General features: G+C 65.8%; 20 protein-coding genes. 12 read left to right on the top strand and 8 right to left on the bottom strand.

All coding sequences use genetic code 11. From position 1 onward, the window contains the following. Positions 1 to 19: 19 nt before the first annotated feature. On the bottom strand, positions 20 to 1,549 hold the full coding sequence (locus ACNFBT_RS05555; protein WP_416747254.1) for an NCS1 family nucleobase:cation symporter-1: 1,530 nt from the start codon (positions 1,547 to 1,549) through the stop codon (positions 20 to 22). A 750-nt stretch (positions 1,550 to 2,299) separates the two neighbouring features. Then, positions 2,300 to 4,477, bottom strand: a complete 2,178-nt coding sequence (locus ACNFBT_RS05550; RefSeq protein ID WP_416747252.1) for a malate synthase G — start codon at positions 4,475 to 4,477, stop codon at positions 2,300 to 2,302. A 294-nt stretch (positions 4,478 to 4,771) separates the two neighbouring features. Here ACNFBT_RS05550 and ACNFBT_RS05545 point away from each other — a divergent pair, with 294 nt between their 5' ends. After that, positions 4,772 to 5,221: a GNAT family N-acetyltransferase gene (locus tag ACNFBT_RS05545; protein WP_416747250.1), complete on the top strand. Its 450-nt coding sequence runs from the start codon at positions 4,772 to 4,774 to the stop codon at positions 5,219 to 5,221. 13 nt (positions 5,222 to 5,234) lie between these two features. Continuing rightward, a complete protein-coding gene (locus tag ACNFBT_RS05540; RefSeq protein ID WP_416747248.1) occupies positions 5,235 to 5,753 on the top strand; it encodes a glycine cleavage system protein R in 519 nt (172 codons plus the stop codon). Positions 5,754 to 6,411: 658 nt separating this feature from the next. Here the strand turns inward: ACNFBT_RS05540 and rarD are convergent. From rarD to ACNFBT_RS05510, 6 genes are all read right to left on the bottom strand, one after another. Then, positions 6,412 to 7,299: an EamA family transporter RarD gene (rarD, locus tag ACNFBT_RS05535; protein ID WP_416747246.1), complete on the bottom strand. Its 888-nt coding sequence runs from the start codon at positions 7,297 to 7,299 to the stop codon at positions 6,412 to 6,414. 295 nt (positions 7,300 to 7,594) lie between these two features. Next, positions 7,595 to 8,569, bottom strand: a complete 975-nt coding sequence (locus tag ACNFBT_RS05530; RefSeq protein ID WP_416747244.1) for a serine/threonine protein kinase — start codon at positions 8,567 to 8,569, stop codon at positions 7,595 to 7,597. Positions 8,570 to 8,625: 56 nt separating this feature from the next. Then, the gene (locus ACNFBT_RS05525) at positions 8,626 to 9,036 is read right to left on the bottom strand and encodes a substrate-binding domain-containing protein (protein ID WP_416747242.1); all 411 of its coding nucleotides are present in this window, start codon (positions 9,034 to 9,036) and stop codon (positions 8,626 to 8,628) included. A 110-nt stretch (positions 9,037 to 9,146) separates the two neighbouring features. Then, complete coding sequence (locus tag ACNFBT_RS05520; RefSeq protein ID WP_416747240.1) at positions 9,147 to 9,911, bottom strand: TOBE domain-containing protein; 765 nt, start codon at positions 9,909 to 9,911, stop codon at positions 9,147 to 9,149. A gap of 93 nt (positions 9,912 to 10,004) precedes the next feature. Further along, positions 10,005 to 10,727 (bottom strand): ComF family protein, encoded by a 723-nt coding sequence (locus ACNFBT_RS05515; RefSeq protein ID WP_416747238.1) that lies wholly within the window; start codon positions 10,725 to 10,727, stop codon positions 10,005 to 10,007. A gap of 25 nt (positions 10,728 to 10,752) precedes the next feature. Further along, the gene (locus ACNFBT_RS05510) at positions 10,753 to 11,046 is read right to left on the bottom strand and encodes a hypothetical protein (protein ID WP_207888142.1); all 294 of its coding nucleotides are present in this window, start codon (positions 11,044 to 11,046) and stop codon (positions 10,753 to 10,755) included. A 240-nt stretch (positions 11,047 to 11,286) separates the two neighbouring features. Here ACNFBT_RS05510 and bioB point away from each other — a divergent pair, with 240 nt between their 5' ends. The 10 genes from bioB to ACNFBT_RS05460 all read left to right on the top strand — a co-directional run. After that, positions 11,287 to 12,345, top strand: coding sequence for a biotin synthase BioB (bioB, locus tag ACNFBT_RS05505; RefSeq protein WP_416747236.1), 1,059 nt, complete (start codon positions 11,287 to 11,289; stop codon positions 12,343 to 12,345). A 109-nt stretch (positions 12,346 to 12,454) separates the two neighbouring features. Beyond that, positions 12,455 to 13,660 carry an 8-amino-7-oxononanoate synthase gene (gene bioF, locus ACNFBT_RS05500; protein WP_416747234.1) on the top strand — a complete coding sequence of 402 codons (1,206 nt, stop codon included), beginning with the start codon at positions 12,455 to 12,457 and terminating at the stop codon, positions 13,658 to 13,660. Continuing rightward, positions 13,653 to 14,378: an alpha/beta fold hydrolase gene (locus tag ACNFBT_RS05495; protein ID WP_416747232.1), complete on the top strand. Its 726-nt coding sequence runs from the start codon at positions 13,653 to 13,655 to the stop codon at positions 14,376 to 14,378. Before bioF ends, ACNFBT_RS05495 begins: the two co-directional genes overlap by 8 nt. Next, a complete protein-coding gene (gene bioC / locus ACNFBT_RS05490; RefSeq protein WP_416747230.1) occupies positions 14,371 to 15,174 on the top strand; it encodes a malonyl-ACP O-methyltransferase BioC in 804 nt (267 codons plus the stop codon). Before ACNFBT_RS05495 ends, bioC begins: the two co-directional genes overlap by 8 nt. Positions 15,175 to 15,262: 88 nt before the next feature. After that, positions 15,263 to 15,946 (top strand): dethiobiotin synthase, encoded by a 684-nt coding sequence (gene bioD / locus ACNFBT_RS05485; protein WP_416747228.1) that lies wholly within the window; start codon positions 15,263 to 15,265, stop codon positions 15,944 to 15,946. 74 nt (positions 15,947 to 16,020) lie between these two features. Continuing rightward, positions 16,021 to 16,251: a hypothetical protein gene (locus ACNFBT_RS05480; RefSeq protein WP_343578170.1), complete on the top strand. Its 231-nt coding sequence runs from the start codon at positions 16,021 to 16,023 to the stop codon at positions 16,249 to 16,251. 308 nt (positions 16,252 to 16,559) lie between these two features. Next, complete coding sequence (locus tag ACNFBT_RS05475) at positions 16,560 to 18,365, top strand: phenylacyl-CoA dehydrogenase (protein WP_416747225.1); 1,806 nt, start codon at positions 16,560 to 16,562, stop codon at positions 18,363 to 18,365. A 165-nt stretch (positions 18,366 to 18,530) separates the two neighbouring features. Further along, the gene (locus ACNFBT_RS05470; RefSeq protein WP_416747223.1) at positions 18,531 to 19,811 is read left to right on the top strand and encodes a diguanylate cyclase; all 1,281 of its coding nucleotides are present in this window, start codon (positions 18,531 to 18,533) and stop codon (positions 19,809 to 19,811) included. 116 nt (positions 19,812 to 19,927) lie between these two features. Then, positions 19,928 to 21,724 carry an acyl-CoA dehydrogenase C-terminal domain-containing protein gene (locus ACNFBT_RS05465; RefSeq protein WP_416747221.1) on the top strand — a complete coding sequence of 599 codons (1,797 nt, stop codon included), beginning with the start codon at positions 19,928 to 19,930 and terminating at the stop codon, positions 21,722 to 21,724. Positions 21,725 to 21,932: 208 nt separating this feature from the next. Continuing rightward, on the top strand, positions 21,933 to 23,045 hold a 1,113-nt coding region (locus tag ACNFBT_RS05460; protein WP_416747219.1), incomplete at its 3' end, for an acyl-CoA dehydrogenase family protein.

The following is a 23,045-nucleotide window of genomic DNA, read 5'->3' as shown; positions in this document are numbered from 1 at the left end:
CCTTTGTCTTATCGGCAGATCAGTGATGCGCCGCATCCACCGCGATGGGTTCGCCGGATACGTCCGCATAGCCGCACTTGCGATCGGCCAGGGCGTAGTGGATCAGCGCGCCGAGGCCGGCGCCGAAGAACCAGGAGAACTGCGACAGCGCATCGAACGCCGGCATCAGCGCCAGCACGATGGCGATCAGCGCCGCCGGGATGAACGCTGCCACGGCGCGCAGGTTGACGCCGCCATGGTAGTGGTAGGCGGCTTCGCGATTTTCGCTGTACAGCTCCGGCAGGTTCACCCGGCCACGGCGCACCAGGTAGTAGTCGGTGACGATGATGCCGTACAGCGGGCCGAGCAGGGCGCCCAGGCCGCCGAGGAAATACACGATCACCGCCGGGCTGTTGTACAGGTGCCAGGGCAGGATCAGCACCGCGATGGTGGCGCTGAGCAGGCCGGCGCGACGGAAGTTCAGCAGGTTCGGCGCAAGGTTGGTGAGCACGTAGGCCGGGGCGACGAAGTTGGCCATGATGTTCACCGCCACGGTGACGATCAGGAAGGCCAGGCAGGCCAGCACCAGGCCGGCGGTGTTGGGGATGGCGGCGACGATCTCGGTCGGTCCCTGCACCAGCTTGCCGTCGATGCTGAATTGCGCGCCGGCCAGCACCACGGCGATCAGCGCGAAGCCCAGCATGTTCACCGGCAGGCCCCAGAAGTTGCCCACGCTGATGGTGCGGCGGTCCGGGCAGTTACGGGTGAAGTCGCAGAAGTTGAGGATCATGGTGCCGTACAGCGACACCCACAGCGCGGCGGCGCCGAAGACCTTCAGCCACATCGCCGGGCCGGTCGGCGCGTTGCCACTGGACCAGGAGATGGACAGGCCGCTGCGCCAGTACATCCAGCCGGCGAGGCTGGCGAAGGCTACCAGGATGATCGGGCCGGCGAAGGATTCGTAGCGGCGCACCATCTCCATGCCGTAGGCGAAGATCGCCAGCTGCACGCACCAGATGCTGAGGAAGGTAATCCAGCCCAGGGTGGAGAGGCCGAGGATCGAGTTCTGGTCGTAGGGCTTGAGGTCCGGGGCGATGGCGGTGAGCAGCACGCGCAGGACCACCGAGGCCAGGTAGGTCTGGATGCCGAACCAGGCGATGGCAATCACCGCGCGGATCAGCGCCGGAACCTGTGCGCCATGAATGCCGAAGCTGATACGGCACATGACCGGGTAGGGCAGGCCGGTCTTCTGGCCCATGTAGCCGGAGAGGTTCATCAGGCCGTAGATCACCAGCGCGCCGAGGGCGAAGGCGGCGAGGATCTGCGCGCCGCTCATGCCGAGGGCGAAGAGGCCGATGGCGAAGGAGTAGTTGGCGATGTTGTGCACATCGTTGGTCCACAGCGCGAACAGGCTGTAGCGCCCCCAGCTGCGGCCCTGGGCCTTGGTCGGGGCGAGGTCGGCGCTATACAGGCGCGGGCTCAGGGTTGGCGCGGCACCGCTGGTGGAGGCCGCGCTGTCGACAGGTTGGATGGGGGAAACGCCGGACAGATGAGAGGGGCTGGAAGTCATGGGCTACTCGGATTTTGTATGCACGGCTTTTTGGGTTTGTGTGCAAAAGCCAGATCCGTGCCAGTGCGTGCCGAGTGCTTCCCGATGCCTTGCTGGATTCGATGGATGATCAGGCGGGAGCCCTGATTTGGTGCGGCCTTCATGGCTGCCGGAGCGGTCCTGAAATTATTTTTCCAGATTTATCATTGACTTATAGGTCAGGTTTTCGGTGTGCGATGAATGTATGAAATGGGGATTTTGTACACAAAAATTGTGCACAGACGTTACGTGTGGGGCTGTGCTGCGGCGAAGGGCATCGCGGACGGAGTCCGCTCCTACGAGAACATCGCGTTCTGTGTCCTGCGAGTTCGTGCCGTTGGTTCTCTGATGCCCCTTGCTCTTGTAGGAGCAACTGTCTTCTTCTGGGATATTTGTGCCAACGCTTGCCCTCACCCCAGCCCTCTCCCAAAGGGAGAGGGGGCAGATCGTGCCGGCTGACGTCGTGGTTTCATCCTGCACCGAACGGTCCCCTCTCCCGCTTGCGGGGGAGGGTGAGGGTGAGGGGCTCTTGATCTCGTAGGAGCGGAGCTTCTCCGCGAAATTGGCGCATCCTGAGGGATTCGCGGACAAGGTCCGCTCCAACGACTCAGGCTTGCACTCGACGTAGGAGCGGACTCCGTCTGCGATGATTCCTGCCGCCCCTCGATCGCCTTTCAGAAACCATAAAAAAACCGCCCCGAAGGGCGGTTCTTTCATCGCGCTGCGAAGTTCTTACAGACCGTTCTTGACCTTGAACTCGCGGCGGCGGCGGTGCAGGACCGGCTCGGTGTAGCCGTTGGGCTGCTTGGTGCCCTCGATGACCAGTTCCAGCGCAGCCTGGAAGGCCACGTTGTCATCGAAGTTCGGCGCCATCGGGCGGTACAGCGGGTCGTTGGCGTTCTGGCGGTCCACCACCGAAGCCATGCGCTTGAGGCTTTCCAGTACCTGCTCCTGGGTGACCACGCCGTGGCGCAGCCAGTTGGCCAGCAGCTGGCTGGAAATGCGCAGGGTGGCGCGGTCTTCCATCAGGCCGACGTCGTTGATGTCCGGCACCTTGGAGCAGCCGACGCCCTGGTCGATCCAGCGGACTACGTAGCCGAGGATGCCCTGGGCATTGTTGTCCAGCTCGTTCTTGATCTCTTCCGCGCTCCAGTTGGTGTTCGGCGCCAGCGGCAGGGTCAGGATGTCGTCCACCGAGGCCGGTGCGCGCTTGGCCAGTTCGGCCTGGCGGGCGAACACGTCGACCTTGTGGTAGTGCAGCGCGTGCAGGGTGGCGGCGGTCGGCGACGGAACCCAGGCGGTGTTGGCGCCGGCCAGCGGGTGAGCGATCTTCTGCTCGAGCATGGCAGCCATCAGGTCCGGCATGGCCCACATGCCCTTGCCGATCTGTGCCTTGCCCTGCAGGCCGGTGGCCAGGCCGATGTCCACGTTGCTGTTCTCGTAGGCGCCGATCCACTTTTCGGTCTTCATGGCGCCCTTGCGCACCATGGCGCCGGCTTCCATGGAGGTGTGGATCTCGTCACCGGTGCGGTCGAGGAAGCCGGTGTTGATGAACACCACGCGCTCGGCGGCCGCCTTGATGCAGGACTTCAGGTTGATGGTGGTGCGGCGCTCTTCGTCCATGATGCCGACCTTCATGGTGTTGCGCGGCATGCCCAGCACGTCTTCGACGCGGCTGAAGATCTCGGCGGCGAAGGCCACTTCTTCCGGGCCGTGCATCTTCGGCTTCACCACGTACATCGAGCCGGTGCGGCTATTCTTGCGGGTGGTGTTGCCCTTGAGGTTGTGCAGCGCGATCAGGCCGGTGAACAGGCCGTCCTGGATGCCTTCGGGCACTTCATTGCCCTGGGCGTCGAGGATCGCCGGGTTGGTCATCAGGTGGCCAACGTTGCGCACGAACAGCAGGGAACGGCCGTGCAGGGTCAGCTCGGTACCGTCGGTCTTGGTGTAGACGCGATCCGGGTTCATGGTGCGGGTGAAGGTGCTGCCGCCCTTGGTCACGGACTCGGCCAGGTCGCCTTTCATCAGGCCCAGCCAGTTGCGGTAGACCACGACCTTGTCGTCGGCGTCGACGGCAGCGACCGAGTCTTCGCAGTCCATGATGGTGGTCAGCGCGGACTCCATCAGCACGTCTTTCACGCCTGCGGCGTCGGTCTGGCCGATCGGGCTGGTGGGGTCGATCTGGATTTCGAAGTGCAGGCCGTTGTGCTTGAGCAGCACGGCTTGCGGCTTGGCGGCGTCGCCCTGGAAGCCGAGGAACTGGGCGGCGTTCTTCAGGCCGGTGTCGCTACCGTTCTTCAGGGGCACGACCAGCGCGCCGTTCTTCACGGTGTAGGCGGTGGCGTCGACGTGGGAGCCCGATTCCAGCGCGGCGGCTTCGTCGAGGAAGGCGCGGGCGAAGGCGATGACCTTGTCGCCACGGACCTTGTTGTAGCCCTTGCCCTTCTCGGCGCCGTTCTCTTCGCTGATCGCATCGGTGCCGTACAGTGCGTCGTACAGCGAGCCCCAGCGGGCGTTCGAGGCGTTCAGCGCGAAGCGCGCGTTCATCACCGGCACCACCAGCTGCGGGCCGGCCATGCGGGCGATTTCTTCGTCGACATTCTGGGTGCTGGCCTGGAAGTCAGCCGCTTCCGGCAGCAGGTATCCGATTTCCTGCAGGAAGGCCTTGTAGGCGACCGCATCGTGCGGCTGACCGGCGCGGGCCTGATGCCAGCCGTCGATCTTCGCCTGGAGGTCGTCGCGCTTGGCGAGCAGGGCTTTGTTCTTGGGGGCCAGATCGTTGATTACGGCTTCCACACCTGCCCAGAACTTGCCGGCGTCGACGCCGGTGCCGGGAATGGCTTCGTTGTTTACGAAGTCGAACAGGACTTTGGCGACCTGCAGGCCACCGACTTGAACGCGTTCAGTCATTGCTTGCCTCACTCTGCTCAGGACCAGCTCTGGACACAGGCAAAACGCCTTGTAGTCCGAGCCGCGGAATACTACATGATGCCATGGGAAAAATCAGTGGGCTTGCGTCGCGGTTAGACCAAAGTACGCATCTCAGTCACGTAGCGTTTAATATGTTCGCAAAGTTTTTATGGGTTGTTCCAGATAAATCTTCAAACTGTATACGAATGGTTTGAATCGGTACCTGTGGCACCCCGTCGCAGCCAGCGCCGCGTGCCCTGCCTATACTGCTTTCTCCGCCCTGGAGAATCCCGCATGTCCGTGACACTTGCCACCCCCGCCGATCTCGACGACCTGGTGCCGCTGTTCTCCGGCTACCTCGACTTCTACGAAGTACCCGCGCCCCATGCGGCAATTCGTGGCTTCCTCCAGGCGCGCATCGAGCAGAGCCAGTCCACCGTGTTCATCGCCCGCAGCATCGACGGTCTGGCCGTGGGCTTCGTCCAGCTCTACCCGTTCTTCGCCTCACTGATGCTGCAGCCCGCCTGGCTGGTCAGCGACCTCTACGTGATCCCGGCCGCGCGCCGCGACGGTTATGGGGAAGCGCTGATGAACGCCGGCCGCGCCCATGCGGAGGCCACCGGCGCCTGCGGCCTGATGCTGGAAACGGCCAAGACCAACCGCGCCGGCCAGTCGCTCTACGAGCGCCTCGGCTACCAGCGCGACGAGAAGTTCTACACCTACTGGCTGGATCTTTCCGCCTGATGGAGGCTGCACCATGGATCACCTCGTTCTCACGGTCATCGCCCCGGACCAGCCCGGCCTGGTGGAGCGCATCGCCCAGTGCATCGCCGCCCATGGCGGCAACTGGCTGGAAAGCCGCATGTCACGCATGGCCGGGCAGTTCGCCGGGATCCTGCGGGTGGCGGTTCCCGCCGAGGGCTACGACGAACTGGTTGAAGGCCTGCAGGGCTTGTCGGCCCACGGCATTCGCGTGCTGCTGGCGGAAAGCGGCATTGAGCCGGCGTGCAACTGGAAGCCGATCCATCTGGACCTGGTCGGCAACGATCGTCCGGGCATCGTCCGCGATATCACGCGTTTGCTCAGCGAACATGGCGTCAACCTGGAGAGCCTGACCACCGAAGTCCTGCCGGCGCCGATGAGCAGCGAGCCGCTGTTCCACGCCGAGGCGTTGCTCGCGGTGCCGCTGACGTTGTCGCTGGAAACCTTGCAGGCGCGCCTGGAGGAACTGGCCGACGACCTGATGGTGGAAATGAATTTCCACAGTGGGGATTGATCCGCCATCCTTCCTTGTCTCATCTGTGGGTAAGTCTGTGGGCTCTCTGTGATTGGATTCGCGGAGGGCCCATTTTCATTGGGTCTTACCCCTAAGCGCTTATCCACGATCAGCATCGCCGCTGTGCACAGATCGCGTGGATCGCTCCGTGGGCTTTCTGTTGATAACTGTCTACAAGCGAGCAACGGCGGTGCCTGCAAGGGGTTGTTCGTTTTCTGAGCGGTATTTGCGGCCACGCCGTGCTGCCAGGTGAGCACGACACGCGGTTCCGTCGCTGTGCACAAAACCTCTGGATGAGTCTGTGGAAAGCCCGTTGATGGATGGCTGAAGGCCTTTGCTTACGCGGCTTATGCGGAGTTGTCCACGCGCTGGCAAAGGCTGCTCGGAAGATTCACAGCGCAGGGGGATTAGCCTGTGGAAAAACACTGGGAATCTGGCTGTATCCCAGTAATTACAGAGCTTTCAGAGATTTGATCGAAAAATGATCGGAGGCTGTGCCGACGAATGCGCCGACCGACGCTGAAGGAATTGGAGTGGGGATAAGGGCCTGAGCAAGGCGGTTATCCCCGTTGGCGCGGGATGGGGCTGTGGATAGTCTGGTGGTGGCTTGCTGAAAGCCCCGAAGGGCGGGGCTTTCAGCAATGTGGTCAAGGATTGATCAGTTGCCGCGGGACAGGCGATACCAGATGTCCACGCTGTACACCACCAGCGCCAGCCAGATGCAGCCGAAGGACACCAGGCGGGTGCTGTCCAGATGCTCGCCGAACAGGAAGATGGCCTGCAGCAGCACCAGGGTCGGCGCCAGGTATTGCAGGAAGCCGAGGGTGGCGTAGGGCAGGTGGCGTGCGGCGGCGTTGAAGCAGACCAGCGGCACCAGGGTGATCGGACCGGCGGCGGCCAGCCAGATGGCGTCCTTGGTAGTCCAGAAATCCGCGTGCACGCTCGGGCCGTCGGCAAACAGCACGAGGTAACCAATCGCCAGCGGCAGCAGGATCCAGGTTTCCACCACCAGTCCCGGTAGCGCGGCGACTGGCGCCTGCTTGCGGATCAGCCCGTAGAAGCCGAAGGTCAGCGCCAACGCCAACGATACCCAGGGCACGCTGCCCAGTTGCCACAACTGCTGCGCCACGCCCAGCGCGGCGAGGCCGACGGCGACCCACTGCAGCGGGCGCAGCCGCTCGCGCAGGATCACCAGGCCGAGCAGGACGTTGATCAGCGGGTTGATGTAGTAGCCCAGGCTGGCCTCGATCATGTGGCCGTTGTTCACCGCCCAGACGTAGACCAGCCAGTTGCTGGCGATCAACAGGCCGCTGGCGGTGAGCACGGCGATGCGCTTGGGATTCTCGCGCAGCTCGCGCCACCAGCCTGGATGCTTCCAGACCAGCAGGAGCAGGGCGCCGAACACCGCGGACCAGATGGCGCGGTGGGTGATGATTTCCAGCGCGGGAATGCGTTCGAGCAGCTTGAAGTAGATCGGGAAGAGTCCCCAGATGACATAGGCAGTCAGGCCCAGGGCATAGCCCCGGCGGGGATTGGCGGTAGCCATGGAACATCCTTGGTTAGGCAGCTAATGAGTGGCTGCACAATTCTAGGGCGCGCGTGGTGGCTTGTCTGTGCCGGGAAGGGCACCGATGCGCGGGCTGCAGTGAATGCGCGTAACGTTGTCGTTACGGCGTGTAGGAGCGAGCTTGCTCGCGAACCGCATGGCGACGTAGCTGCCGGGGAATCTGTACGCGAGCAAGGACTAGGCGTCCCCCTCGGTCCTACGAAAAGCCATCGCGTGTCTAATCTCTGCGTCGGAGTGGACTCCGTCCGCGATCCGGCCGTCGGGCCGGCAAAAATCAGAACAACCGCAGCGGCTCCTCATCCAGCGCCGCCAACTGTTCGCGCAGCACCAGCACCTGGTCACCCCAGTAGCGCTCGCTGCCGAACCAGGGGAAGCTCGGCGGGAACGCCGGGTCGTCCCAGCGGCGTGCCAGCCAGGCGCTGTAGTGCATCAGGCGCAGGGCGCGCAGGCCTTCGATCAGCGGCAGTTCGCGCGGGTCGAAGTCGTGGAATTCCTGGTAGCCGTCGATCAGTTCCGAGAGCTGCCCGAGGCGCTCCTGGCGTTCGCCGGCGAGCATCATCCACAGGTCCTGCACGGCGGGGCCCATGCGGCAGTCGTCGAGGTCCACGACGTGGAAGGTCTCGTCGCGGCACAGCAGGTTACCGGGGTGGCAGTCGCCGTGCATGCGGATCGGCGTATAGCTCACGCGTGCGTACAGCTCGTCGATCTTCTTCAGCAGGTCGCGGGCCACGGACTCGTAGGCCGGCAGTAGGCTCTTGGGGATGAAGTTGCCTTCCAGCAGGGTCGCCAGGGACTGGTGGCCGAAGTTATCCACCGTCAGCGCCTCGCGGTGCTCGAAGGGGCGGTTGGCGCCGACCGCATGCAGGCGACCGAGCAACTGGCCCAGGCGATAGAGCTGGTCGAGGTTGCCGGGCTCCGGCGCGCGGCCGCCACGGCGGGGGAACAGCGTGAAGCGAAAGCCCGCGTGCTCGAACAGGGTCTTGCCCTCGTGGACCAGCGGTGCCACCAGCGGCACTTCGCACTCGGCGAGTTCGGTGGCATAGGCGTGTTCTTCGAGGATCGCCTCGGTGCTCCAGCGTCCCGGGCGGTAGAACTTGGCGATCAGCGGTTCGCTGCCTTCGATGCCCACCTGGTAGACGCGGTTCTCGTAGCTGTTGAGCGCCAGCACGCGGGCGTCACTGAGAAAACCGATGCTTTCCACTGCATCCAGAACCAGGTCGGGCGTGAGGTCGGAGAAGGGATGGGACATGGCGACGATCCAGGCAGTGTGCAGGCCGCCTAGTGTACCCCCGCGAGCGCTTTGCCTCAGTGTCTCTTGCAGTCCTGTTGTTTCAGGTAGTCGAGGAAGTGCGTGGCCAGTGCCTGTCGCTCGCCCCGCACCAGGGTCAGCTCCTGCATGGGCTGCGCAGTGCAGCCAACGGGACGGGGTTTCTCGCCGTGGCCCTGGTGGTGCAGGTGGGTCAGCGGCGCGGGTTGTTCGCTGAACAGCAGGTCATAGGGCGTGCCCTGGTGCACCTGTTCGCCGAGTGCCTCGTCGTCGCCACCGATCAGCAGCACCTTGTTGCGGGTCTCGATCTGGTAGCGGTCCACCAGCGGCTCCAGGGTCGGCATCAGCGCCTGGCTGGCGCCGACGCGCAGCACGTCCGGGCCGGCCTGGCCGAGCAGGGGCAGGGACAACAGCAGGGGCAGGATGAGCAGGCTTGGCAGACGGCGCATGGCGGGGCTCCGGTGTGGCTGAACCGCAGGGCCCGCCCCTTGGGGCGGGAATCGCTGACGGTCATTGGAGCGCGGCGCGGTGGTGCGGGGCTTGATATACGGCAGGGAAACTACAGCGGCGTACCGAGGATCACCTGGGCGGGGGAGAACTGCGCGCGGACCTGGGTGCCGGGTTTGAGACGCAGGATCTCGATGCGCTCGGGATCGGTCAGGGCGCAGAGCATCTGCCCGCTGGGCAGCTGGATGCGCACTTCGCTGGGGCCGTCGTCGGCATCGCGGATGTCGTCGATGTGTCCTTCCAGCGCGTTCAGCCCTTCCGGGCAGGGAATGTGCGGCAGGTCGACGTACAGCCAGCCGGCCTTCATCAGTGCCACCACCGGTTGGCCGTCGTGCAGTTCCAGCTTCTCGGTGCTTTCGCGGGTGACCCGCGCCTGAATGCGCGAGCCGCCGGGCAGCTCGATGCACACCAGGTCGTTGAGCCCGGCGTGTTCGATGGCGCAGATACGCCCATGCAGCTGGTTGCGGGCGCTGGTGCGCATCATCAGACGGCCGATCAGCTCCAGGTCGGCCTGGTGTTCGACATGTTCGACGATGTGCTCGCGCAGGGCCTCCAGGCGCTGGTAGAGCGCCAGCAGGCGTTCGCCGTCGGCGGTCAGGCGTGCGCCGCCGCCGCCCTTGCCGCCGACGCTGCGTTCCACCAGCGGGCGGTCGGAGAGGTTGTTCAGTTCATCGATGGCGTCCCAGGCGGTCTTGTAGCTCATGCCGGCCGCCTTGGCGGCGTGGGTGATCGAGCCGAGCTGGGCGATCTGCGCGAGCAGGGCGATGCGTTGCGGGCGGCGGGTGACGTGCTGGGTCAGCAGGCTGAGGGTGGTCATGGTTTCGCGAGTGCTTATTGGTATGCGGCGAGGCTCCGACGCCTGCCGACAAAACGCAAGGGAAAGTTGCCAGGAATGTGGACGAGCGGTTGTCTATTCCGGGGCCGGCGTGCGCGCCAGGCAGTAGACATCGACCCGACGGGCGCCGGCCTTGCGCAGTTCGCGGGCGATGAACTGGGCGGTGGCGCCGGTGGTCAGCACGTCGTCCACCAGCGCCAGGTGCAAGCCTTCGACTCTGGCGCCATCGGCCAGGGCGAAGGCATGGCGCAGGTTGCGTTTGCGCGTGGCGGCGTCCAGGCCCTGCTGCGCGGGGGTGTCCTGGATGCGCCGCAGCAGCCGGTTATCCACAGGCGGGCCCAGTGGTGCGGTCAGCCAGCCGGCCAGCAGGGCGGCCTGGTTGAAGCCGCGTCGGCGTTCGCGTTGGCGCGACAGCGGTACGGGCACGAGGCGGTCCGGACGTGGCAGTCCCTCGTCGAAGGCGTGCACCAGATGGCGCGCCAGCAACTGCGCGAGCAACCGGCCGAAGGGCGCGTTGGCCTGGTGTTTGAAACGGGTGATCAGCGCGTCGACCGGGAAGCCGTAGCGCAGGGGCGTTTCGACGCGCTGGAAGGCGGGGGCGCGGCGCAGGCATTGTCCGCAGGTGAGGCCGGCGGCTGGCAGCGGCAGGGCGCAGATCGCGCAGTGCCCGGCGAGCCAGGGCAGGTCGTCGTCGCAACCGGGGCAGAGCGGCAGGCCGGCCTGCTCCGCCATCCCGCCGCACAACAGGCATTGCACACGTGGGCGCCACCAGACGGGGCGCCATTGAGAGAACCGCATTCCACCCCTCCATGGGTGGCGGCCATCAGTGGATCAGCCAGCTCAGGACCAGCAGTCCCAGCACCGTCCAGATCAGCCCGCCGAAGATCGAGCGCCGCAGGAAGGCGCGGATGCCACTGTAGAGCAGCAGCAGGCCGAGGAAGAGCAGGACGAAGCTGAAGATCGAGACGTCGATTCCGACAGCCCGCGCCAGGCCGTGGAAAAAGTCGTCCATGGCGCGCCACAGGCCGCCGAGCAGGCCCGACAGCAGATCGACGATGAAGCGGATGGCCTTGCCGACCATCTGGCCGAGGCTGTCGAAGAATCCTTCTGTTCCCATCTGGGGGGGGACTCCTGAATGTCCTGTTGGGTTGGATCGGTCCGTAGGCCTCCGGGTTCAGCGGGGCACGGAGAGGAAATATCGATTTGATCATTAAATGATCACTTGTCGACCTGTGTCGCAAGAGTGGTTGACAGCGTCACAGGTCCACATATGATGCCTTGAGCCTGATTTCCCCGGTGGCGCGCCGCCGGGGCACCTTAGACAAGAGGCGCCCCCAAGCGTCGAAGGACTTTGCCCATGAGTGCCACCGCAGCCCAAGTAACCCGCCACGACTGGACCCTTGCCGAAGTCCGCGCCCTGTTCGAACAGCCGTTCAACGACCTGCTGTTCCAGGCGCAGACCATGCACCGCGCGCACTTCGACCCGAACCGCGTGCAGGTTTCCACCCTGCTGTCGATCAAGACCGGCGCCTGCCCGGAAGACTGCAAATATTGCCCGCAGTCCGGCCACTACAACACCGGCCTGGACAAGGAAAAGCTGATGGAAGTGCAGAAGGTGCTGGAGGCCGCAGCGGAAGCCAAGGCCATCGGCTCCACCCGCTTCTGCATGGGCGCGGCGTGGAAGCACCCGTCGGCCAAGGACATGCCCTACGTGCTGGAAATGGTGAAGGGCGTGAAGAAACTCGGCCTGGAAACCTGCATGACCCTCGGTCGCCTGGACCAGGAACAGACTAAAGCCCTCGCCGACGCCGGCCTGGACTACTACAACCATAACCTCGATACCTCGCCGGAGTTCTACGGCAACATCATCACCACCCGCACCTACAGCGAGCGCCTGCAGACCCTGGCGTACGTGCGCGAGGCGGGGATGAAGATCTGCTCCGGCGGCATCCTGGGCATGGGCGAGTCGGTGGACGACCGCGCCGGCCTGCTGATCCAGCTGGCCAACCTGCCCGAGCACCCGGAGTCGGTGCCGATCAACATGCTGGTCAAGGTGAAAGGCACTCCGCTGGCGGAGGAGAAGGACGTCGATCCGTTCGACTTCATCCGTACCCTGGCCGTTGCCCGCATCCTGATGCCGAAATCCCACGTGCGCCTGTCCGCTGGCCGCGAGCAGATGAACGAGCAGATGCAGGCCCTGGCATTCATGGCCGGCGCCAACTCGATCTTCTACGGCGAGAAGCTGCTGACCACCAAGAACCCGCAGGCCGAGAAGGACATGCAGCTGTTCGCGCGCCTGGGCATCAAGCCCGAGGAACGCGAAGAGCACGCCGACGAAGTGCACCAGGCCGCCATCGAGCAGGCGCTGGTGGAGCAGCGCGACTCGCAGATGTTCTACAACGCGGCTTCGGCCTGATCTGCTTTTCTTGTAGGAGCGAGCTCGCGAATTCCGCACGCTGAATCGCGGGCGCGTTCGTTCCTGCAGGTTCTCCACCTGGAGGACCGCCGCCGATTCGGGGTTGCGTATGTCTTTCGATCTCGCCGCCCGCCTGGCCCAGCGCCAGGCGGAGGACCTTTACCGCCGCCGCCCACTGCTGGAAACCCCGCAGGGGCCGGACGTGGTCATCGACGGCCAGCCGATGCTGGCTTTCTGTTCCAACGACTACCTGGGCCTGGCCAATCACCCCGAGGTGATCGCCGCCCTGCGTGCCGGCGCCGCGCGCTGGGGCGTGGGTGGTGGTGCTTCGCACCTGGTCAACGGCCACTGCGGTCCGCACCACGAGCTGGAGCTGGCGCTGGCCGAGTTCACCGGCCGTCCGCGCGCGTTGCTGTTTTCCACCGGCTACATGGCCAACCTCGGCACCGTCACCGCGCTGGTGGGCAAGGGCGACAGCGTGCTGGAAGACCGCCTCAACCACGCTTCGCTGCTGGATGCCGGGCTGCTGTCCGGTGCGCGCTTCACGCGCTACCTGCACAACGATGCCGCCAGTCTCGCGTCGCGCCTGGACAAGGCCGAAGGCAACACCCTGGTGGTGACCGATGGCGTGTTCAGCATGGACGGCGACCTGGCCGACCTCCCGGCGCTCTGTGCCGAGGCACGGAGCAGGAACGCCTGGATGATGGTCGATGACGCCCACGGCTTCGGCCCGCTGGGAGCGACCGGCGGCGGCATCGTCGAGCACTTCGGGCTGGGCATGGAGGACGTGCCGGTGCTGGTCGGCACCCTCGGCAAGGCTTTCGGCACCGCCGGCGCCTTCGTCGCCGGCAGCGAGGAGCTGATCGAGACGCTGATCCAGTTCGCCCGCCCCTATATCTACACCACCAGCCAGCCGCCGGCGGTGGCCTGCGCCACCCTGAAAAGCCTGGAGCTGCTGCGCGCCGAAAGCTGGCGCCGTGACCACCTGAACACCCTGATCGCCCGCTTCCGCGCCGGCGCCCAGGCCATCGGCCTGCGCCTGATGGACAGCCCGACGCCGATCCAGCCGATCCTCATCGGCGGCAGCCGACAGGCCATGGCCCTGTCGGCGGAACTGCGCGCGCACGGTATCCTGGTCGGCGCCATCCGTCCGCCGACCGTGCCGGCCGGCACCGCTCGCCTGCGCGTGACGTTGTCCGCGCTGCACAGCGAAGCCCAGGTCGACCGCCTGCTGGTGGCGCTGGCCGATGGCTGGCAGCGGGTGTCGTCTAGCCTTCTGGCAGAGATCGATGCCGAGGAGGGCGACGATGCGTGACCAACTGATCCTGCTGCCGGGCTGGGGCCTGGGCAGCGCGCCGCTGGAGCCGCTGCGCGAGGCGCTGCTGGAGCAGGCGCCGCACCTGAACGTGCAGATCGAGCCGCTGCCGACCGATGCCGAGCCCAGCGTCTGGCTCGACGAGCTGGACGACAACGTTCCCCACGACGCCTGGATCGCCGGCTGGTCGCTGGGCGGCATGCTCGCCGCCGAGCTGGCGGCACGGCGCGGCGAGTCCTGCCGTGGACTGGTCACCCTGGCCAGCAACCCCTGTTTCCGCCGCCGCGAAGACTGGCCCGAGGCGATGGCCATCGAAGTGTTCGAAGACTTCTTCGAGGCCTTCCTGCTGGAGCCGCAGCTGGTGCGCAAGCGCTTCACCCTGCTGGTCAGCCAGGGCGCCCGTGACCCGCGCACCCTGGCGCGGCAACTGCAGGTGGCGCTGCCGCAATTGGATGCCGCCGGCCTGACCGCCGGCCTGCAGTTGCTCGGCCAGCTTGATACCCGTGCCGCCCTGGGCCGCTATCCCGGCCCGCAGCTACACCTGTTCGCCGGCAACGACGCCCTGGTGCCGGCCGCTGCCGCCGACGCCCTGCTGGAATGGCTGCCGGACGTCGAGGTCAGCCTGGTGCCCGGCGCCAGCCACGGGCTGCCGTTGGAGCTGCCGGACGAAGTGGCCGGCGCCATCCTCAGATTCATCCACGAGGGCGACGATGCCTGAAAGCAGTTCGAACACGCTGCCTGACAAGCGTCAGGTCGCCGCTTCCTTCTCCCGCGCCGCAGAGACCTACGATGCGGTGGCCGACCTGCAACGCGCGGTCGGCTCGCAGCTCCTGCAGCAGTTGCCGGGCGAGCTGGCGCCAGAGCGCTGGATCGACCTGGGCAGCGGCACCGGCTATTTCACCCGCGCCCTGGCGGCGCGTTATCCACAGGCACGGGGCCTGGCTGTCGACATCGCCGAAGGCATGCTGCGCCATGCCCGCGAGCTGGGTGGTGCGGAGTACTTCATCGGTGGCGACGCCGAGCACCTGCCGCTGCGCGACGGGGCGTGCGACCTGCTGTTCTCCAGCCTGGCGCTGCAATGGTGTGCGGACCTGCCGTCGGTGCTGAGCGAGGCACGGCGGGTACTGCGCCCGAACGGCGTGCTGGCGTTCAGCAGCCTGTGCATCGGCACCCTGGGCGAGCTGCGCAGCGCCTGGGAGGCAGTGGATGGCTTCGTCCATGTGAACCGCTTCCGCGCCTTCGAGGATTACCAGCGGCATTGCACCGACAGTGGGCTGGAGGTGCTGGAGCTGCGCACCGAGGACCGCGTCCTGCACTTCCCCGACCTGCGCAGCCTGACCCATGAACTCAAGGCGCTCGGCGCGCACAACCTCAATCCCGGCCGGCCCGACGGCCTGACCGGGCGCGAGCGGGTGCGCGCGCTGATCGCCGCCTATGAACAATTCCGCCAGCCCCAGGGACTGCCGGCCACCTACCGGGTGGTCTACGCCGTCCTGCGCAAAATCTATTCTTAGTAGGAGCGGAGTCTGTCCGCGAATGGCCGGCGTATCCGACGCTGATCGCGGATGAGAACCGCTCCTACGGTCTGCTTCCGAGGTACCTATGCCCAACGCCTACTTCATCACCGGCACCGACACCGAAATCGGCAAGACCACCATCGCCGCCGGCCTGCTCCATGCGGCGCGGTTGGCCGGGTTGTCCACGGCGGCGGCCAAGCCGGTGGCCTCCGGTTGCGAGCGGACGCCCGAGGGCTTGCGCAACGAGGACGCCTTGGCGCTGCTGGGCGAATGCAGCCTGCCGCTGGCCTATGACCAGGTGAACCCCTTCGCCTTCCAGCCGGCCATCGCGCCGCACCTCGCCGCGCGGGAGAAGGGCGTGAAGTTGCAGGTCGAGACGCTGGCCCCGGCCGTGCGCTCGGTGTTGCAGCTGGGCGCCGACTTCTCGGTGGTGGAAGGGGCGGGCGGCTGGCGGGTGCCGTTGTCGGGTGAGGAGAGCCTGTCGGACCTGGCGATCGCCCTCGACCTGCCGGTGATCCTGGTGGTCGGCGTACGCCTGGGCTGCATCAACCACGCGGTACTCAGTGCCGAGGCGATCCAGCGCGACGGCCTGCAGTTGGCCGGCTGGGTGGCGAACATCGTCGATCCCAATACGTCGCGCCTGGAGGAAAACCTGGCGACCCTGGCCGAACGCCTGCCGGCACCCTGCATCGGCCGCGTGCCCCGGCTGTCGCCGGCGACGCCCTCGGCTGTCGCCGCGCACCTGGACCTGAGCATCCTCGATCTGTAACAGCACCTGGCCGGGCGGGCGGAACTCTGCTTGAATGGTGGCCATTGGCTGCTTTCGTCCAGGGAGACGCACCGATGGAAATCTCCGGTAATGCATTCGCCGCCGGCTTGAGCTCGGTCCAGAGCGGCCAGCAGCGCGTCGACCAGGCCGGCGCCGGGATCGCCAGCGCCCGCAGCGGCGCAAGCGACGCCCTGGCCGATCACCTGGTCGACCTTCGCCGCGGCCAGCATGAGGTCGAGGCGGGCGCCAAAGTCATCCAGGCGGCCGACGAAACCCTCGGCACCCTCATCGATATCCGCGCCTGACGCTCACTTCCCTCCCGTATTTTCTTCCTGCCCCGCCGGCTGTCCTCGCGACGCGCCGGCCGCTCTGCCATGGGCTTTAATCAATCTCAGGACGGCGGCGCGCAAGCGCACCGGCGGTAGCCCTGCGAGCGTGACCGGGCGGTCGGTCTGCATGCTTGACAAGGGTATGGCATAAACGTATGTTTCAAACGCCTGTTTGATTGTCGGGGTGCGTGCGCGCACCGACTGGGCGGCCGGGAACGATCCCGCACTGCGACCGCAACGACCGGTCGCCCATTAACCAGAACCCTTCGTAGAGGTTTATCGCTATGCCTGATTACAAGGCCCCCTTGCGTGATATCCGTTTCGTTCGCGACGAGCTGCTGGGCTACGAAGCGCACTACCAGAATCTGCCGGGCGCTCAAGACGCCACCCCGGATATGGTCAATGCCATCCTCGAAGAGGGTGCCAAGTTCTGCGAACAGGTAATCGCTCCGCTGAACCGCGTTGGCGACCTGGAAGGCTGCAAGTGGAGCCCGGAAGGCGTGAAGACCCCGACCGGCTTCAAGGAGGCCTACCAGCAGTTCGTCGAAGGCGGCTGGCCGAGCCTGGCCCATGACGTCGAGCACGGCGGTCAGGGCTTGCCCGAATCCCTCGGCATGGCGATCAGCGAAATGGTCGGCCAGGCCAACTGGTCCTGGGGCATGTACCCGGGTCTGTCCCACGGCGCCATGAACACCCTGCACGCCCACGGCACCCCGGAGCAGCAGCACACCTACCTGACCAAGCTGGTTTCCGGCGAGTGGACCGGCACCATGTGCCTGACCGAGCCGCATTGCGGCACCGACCTGGGCATGCTGCGCACCAAGGCCGAGCCGCAGGCTGACGGCACCTACAAGGTCACCGGCACCAAGATCTTCATCTCCGCTGGCGAACACGACATGGCCGACAACATCGTCCACATCGTGCTGGCCCGCCTGCCCGACGCCCCGCAGGGCACCAAGGGCATCTCGCTGTTCATCGTGCCGAAGTTCCTGCCCAACGCCGAAGGCGGCGTAGGCGAGCGCAACGCCGTTTCCTGTGGCTCCATCGAGCACAAGATGGGCATCCACGGCAACGCCACCTGCGTGATGAACTTCGACGCCGCTACCGGCTTCCTGATCGGCCCGCCGAACAAGGGCCTGAACTGCATGTTCACCTTCATGAACACCGCTCGCCTGGGTACCGCGCTGCAAGGCCTGGCCCACGCCGAGATCGGTTTCCAGGGTGGCATCGCCTACGCTCGCGAGCGTCTGCAGATGCGTTCGCTGACCGGCCCGAAAGCCCCGGAAAAAGCCGCCGACCCGATCATCGTGCATCCGGACGTGCGCCGCATGCTGCTGACCGCCAAGGCCTTCGCCGAAGGCAACCGCGCCATGCTGTACTTCGCCGCCAAGCAGGTGGACATCGTGCAGCGCAGCCAGGACGAAGAAGAGAAGAAAGCCGCTGACGCGATGCTGGCCTTCCTCACTCCGATCGCCAAGGCGTTCATGACCGAAGTGGGCTTCGAGGCCGCCAACCACGGCGTGCAGATCTATGGCGGCCACGGCTTCATCGCCGAGCACGGCATGGAACAGAACGTCCGCGACAGCCGTATCTCCATGCTGTACGAAGGCACCACCGGCGTTCAGGCCCTCGACCTGCTGGGTCGCAAGATCCTGATGACCCAGGGCGAAGCGCTCAAGGGCTTCACCAAGATCGTGCACAAGTTCTGCCAAGCCAACGAAGCCAACGAAGCCGTCAAGGAATTCGTGGCCCCGCTGGCGGCGCTGAACAAGGAGTGGGGCGAACTGACCATGAAGGTCGGCATGGCCGCCATGAAGGACCGCGAGGAAGTCGGTGCCGCTTCGGTGGACTACCTGATGTACTCCGGTTACGCAGCCCTGGCCTACTTCTGGGCCGACATGGCTCGCCTGGCTGCCGAGAAGCTGGCTGCCGGTACCAGCGAAGAGGCCTTCTACCAGGCCAAGCTGAAGACCGCGCGCTTCTACTTCCAGCGCATCCTGCCGCGCACCCGCGCGCACGTTGGTTCCATGCTGTCGGGCGCCAACAACCTGATGGACCTGGCCGAGGAAGATTTCGCCCTCGGTTACTGATCGCCAGCGGACGCTTTGCCGTCCGTCTGCTGAACAGGAAGAAGCCCGCCGCAAGGCGGGCTTTTTCGTGCCTGTGATCACGCAAATGTCGCCGGAAAGTGCCATCATTACGCCACTTGCCGGTCCGCTGATCCCGAGTCCGGCGCCAACGCTTCGGAACCCCCTGTGCGACCCACGGCCCCCTACCGGCTCAGCCACTTCCTCATACCCCTGCTGCTGATCCCGGCCGGCATCGCTGCCGGCTCCCTGGCCGAACTGTCCGAATTCTTCATCTCCCTGTTCAACGTCCTGCCGACCCTGTTGCTGCTGCTCGGTGGCGGCCTGTGCATGGTTTATGGCCGCCAGCGCCAACTGTTCATGCTGGGGGTGGTGTACATCGCCTACTTCCTGCTCGATACCCAGGTCGACTACTACCGCGCCAACCATACGACGCGGCCGGACGCGGCACTGGTGTTCCACCTGTGCTGCGTACTGCTGCCGCTGCTCTACGGGATGTACGGTATCTGGCAGGAGCGCATGCAACTGCTGCAGGACCTGCTGGCCCGCAGTGCCGTGCTGCTGGCGGTGGCCGCGACCGCGACGGCGCTGGCGCAACGCTTCCCCCAGGGCCTGGCGGAGCTGCTCAGCGATGTCTACTGGCCTTCGCTGCACGGGCGTTGGATGAGCCTGGCGCAGTTGTCCTACTTCGGCTTCATCCTCGCCTTCATCGCCCTGCTCGCCGCCTACCTGCGCCAGCCGCGGCCGCTGCATGCCGCGCAACTGGTGGGCCTGCTGGGGCTGCTGTGGATGCTGCCGAAGGTGTTCATCCTGCCCCACGCGCTGACCGTGATGACCAGCCTGGTGATGCTCAACCTGGCCGGCGCGGTGGCCCACGAGGCGTACCAGATGGCCTTTCGCGACGAGCTCACCGGCCTGCCCGGACGCCGCGCGCTGAACGAGCGCTTCGAACGCCTAGGGCAGCAATACGTGCTGGCGATGGTCGACGTGGACCACTTCAAGAAATTCAATGACAGCCACGGCCATGACGTCGGCGACCAGGTGCTGCGCATGGTTGCCAGCCAGTTGCGACGTACCGGCGGGGGCGGCAAGGCGTACCGCTACGGCGGCGAGGAGTTCACCCTGGTGTTCTCTGGCAAATCGGTGGAAGAGTGTCTGCCGCACCTGGACGCGGTGCGCCAAGCCATCGAGGGCTACGCGATGCAGCTGCGCGATCGAGGCAACCGGCCCAGGGACGATCGCCAGGGCCGCAGCAGACGCAGCGGCAGGGAAGCGCAGACGGTCTCGGTGACCATCAGCGTCGGCGTCGCCGAGCGCGACGGCGAACGGCGCAGCCCGGAAGAGGTGATCAAGGGCGCCGACCAGGCGCTGTATTCGGCCAAGAGCGGCGGCCGCAACCGCGTGGCGGTGCACGGGCAGGCGCACCGGGGCGCTGTACGCACAAGTTGATGGCTGCTTATGGCTGCGCATTCAGCGCGTGCAGCGTGATTGTCCGGGCCGCCATGCACCTTTAGGTTCGAGGTTTGCGCGCCACTCTGGCGCCCTGAGCCGAACGGAGATTCGCGATGCCCGAGTACAAGGCCCCCCTGCGCGACGTGCGCTTCCTCACCGACGAAGTCTTCGACTTCACCGGCCGCTACGAAGCCCTTGGCGCTACCGACGCCACTCCGGACATGTTCGCCGCCATCCTCGAGGAAGGCGCGAAGTTCTGTGAGCAGGTCATCGCCCCGCTGAACCGCTCCGGCGACGAGGAAGGCTGCCACTTCGACAACGGCGTGGTGACCACGCCCAAGGGCTTCAAGGAAGCCTTCGCACAGTACGTCGAGGCTGGCTGGAACGGCGTTTCCAGCGATCCGGAATATGGCGGCCAGGGCCTGCCGCCGTCCCTCGGCCTGCTGGTCAGCGAGATGATCGGCGCGTCCAACTGCTCCTGGGGCATGTACCCCGGCCTGACCAAAGGCGCCATGGCTGCCATCCACGCCCACGGCAGCGAGGAGCAGAAGAACACCTACCTGCCGCGCATGACCAGCGCCGTCTGGACCGGCACCATGTGCCTCACCGAACCGCACTGCGGCACGGACCTGGGCATCATCAAGACCCGCGCCGTGCCCAACGCCGACGGCAGCTACGCGATCACCGGCACCAAGATCTTCATCTCCGCCGGCGAGCACGACATGAGCGAGAACATCATCCACCTGGTGCTGGCCAAGCTGCCCGACGCGCCGGCCGGCACCCGGGGTATCTCGCTGTTCATCGTGCCCAAGTTCAATCTCGACGCGAACGGCGAGGTGGGCTCCCGCAACGCCGTGGCCTGCGGCTCCATCGAGCACAAGATGGGCATCAAGGCTTCGGCCACCTGCGTGATGAACTTCGATGGCGCCCGCGGCTTCCTCATCGGCGAGGCCAACAAGGGGCTGGCCTGCATGTTCACCATGATGAACCACGCGCGCCTGGGCACCGGCATGCAGGGCCTCTGCCTCGGCGAGACCAGCTACCAGGGCGCCGTGCGCTACGCCCAGGACCGCCTGCAGATGCGTTCGCTGACCGGTCCGAAGGCGCCTGAGAAACCCGCCGACCCGATCATCGTCCACCCGGACGTGCGCCGCATGCTGCTGACCATGAAGGCGTTCAACGAAGGCAACCGCGCGCTGGCCTACTTCACCGCGCAGCTGCTGGACATCGAACACCTCTCCCAGGACGCCGAGGAGCGCGAGCGCGCCGCCAACCTGCTGGCCTTCCTCACCCCGATCTGCAAGGCCTTCATGACCGAGACCGGCCTTGAGGTCACCAACATCGGCATGCAGGTGTTCGGCGGCCACGGCTTCATCCGCGAATGGGGCATGGAGCAGCTGGTGCGTGACTGCCGCATCGCGCCGATCTACGAGGGCACCAACGGCATCCAGGCGCTGGACCTGCTGGGCCGCAAGGTCCTCGGCAGCCAGGGCAAGCTGCTGATGGGCTTCACCAAGTTGGTCCACCAGCTCTGCCAGCAGCACGCCGAGCATCCGCAGTTGGAAGCGCAGGTCGCCCAGCTCGCGGCACTGAACAAGCAGTGGGGCGAGCTGACCCAGAAGGTCGGCATGGCCGCCATGAAGAACCCGGACGAAGTCGGCGCCGCCTCGGTGGATTACCTGATGTTCTCCGGCTACGTGACCCTGGGCTACTTCTGGCTGCGCATGGCGCTGGTCGCCCAGCAGAAGCTGGAGGAGGGCGCCGGCGAGGCGGCCTACTACCAGGCGAAGCTGGCCACCGCCGAGTTCTACTTCAGCCGCCTGCTGCCCCGCGCGCAGGCCCACCTGGCGGCGGCGGAGGCCGGTTCCGACGTACTGATGCGCCTGTCGGCCGAACAGTTCGCCCTGTAAATCGCGCGCCAGACGAGAAGGCCCGCCGCGTGCGGGCCTTTTCGTCATGGCTACATTTCGTGACCAATATATTGCTGTGTGGTCACAACATGACGCTTAAAGTCTGAAAAGTTGTTGGAGTAAACTCCGGCGGCGTACCTTCGCGTACCTCCTATTCTGATACCGCTGGCTGGCTGATCAGCCGTCGTTTTCGTTCGAGGATTTATCCATGGCTGACTACAAAGCTCCCCTGCGTGACATGCAATTCGTCCTCAATGAGGTCTTCGAGGTTGCCAAGCTCTGGGCAGAACTGCCGGCGCTGGCCGAGACCGTCGACGCCGAGACCGCCAGCGCGATTCTCGAAGAGGCCGGCAAGGTCACCGCGGGCGTGATCGCCCCGCTGAACCGCAGCGGCGACGAAGAAGGCTGCAGCTGGAGCGCCGAGGGCGTGAAGACCCCGGCCGGCTTCCCCGAGGCCTACCGCACCTACGCCGAAGGTGGCTGGGTGGGCGTGGGCGGCGCGCCGGAATTCGGCGGCATGGGCATGCCCAAGGTGATCGGCGCCCAGGTCGAGGAAATGGTCAACTCGGCCAACCTGTCCTTCGGCCTGTACCCGATGCTCACCGCCGGCGCCTGCCTGTCGCTGCTCAACCATGCCAGCGAAGAGCTCAAGGCCAAGTTCCTGCCGAACATGTACGCCGGCACTTGGGCGGGCTCCATGTGCCTGACCGAACCGCACGCCGGCACCGACCTGGGCATGATCCGCACCAAGGCCGAACCGCAGGCCGACGGCAGCTTCAAGATTTCCGGCACCAAGATCTTCATCACCGGCGGCGAGCACGACCTCACCGAGAACATCATCCACCTGGTGCTGGCCAAGCTGCCCGACGCGCCGGCCGGCTCCAAGGGCATCTCGCTGTTCCTGGTGCCGAAGGTGATGGTCAACGACGATGGCTCCCTGGCCGGGCGCAACGCCGTGTCCTGTGGCTCCATCGAGCACAAGATGGGCATCAAGGCCTCGGCCACCTGCGTGATGAACTTCGACGGCGCCACCGGCTGGATCGTCGATGCGCCGAACAAGGGCCTGGCCGCCATGTTCACCATGATGAACTACGAGCGCCTGGGTGTTGGCATCCAGGGCCTGGCCACTGGCGAGCGTTCCTACCAGAGCGCCGTGGAATACGCCCGCGAGCGCATCCAGAGCCGCGCGCCGACCGGCCCAGTGGCCCAGGACAAGGCCGCCGACCCGATCATCGTGCACCCGGACGTGCGTCGCATGCTGCTGACCATGAAGGCGCTGAACGAAGGCGGTCGCGCCTTCTCCAGCTACGTCGCCATGCAA

The organism is Pseudomonas sp. NY15181, from assembly GCF_048068055.1.
Lineage (GTDB): Bacteria > Pseudomonadota > Gammaproteobacteria > Pseudomonadales > Pseudomonadaceae > Pseudomonas.
Note: the sequence above shows the minus strand (reverse complement) of the source record. Positions and strands in the feature narration are given on the sequence as shown.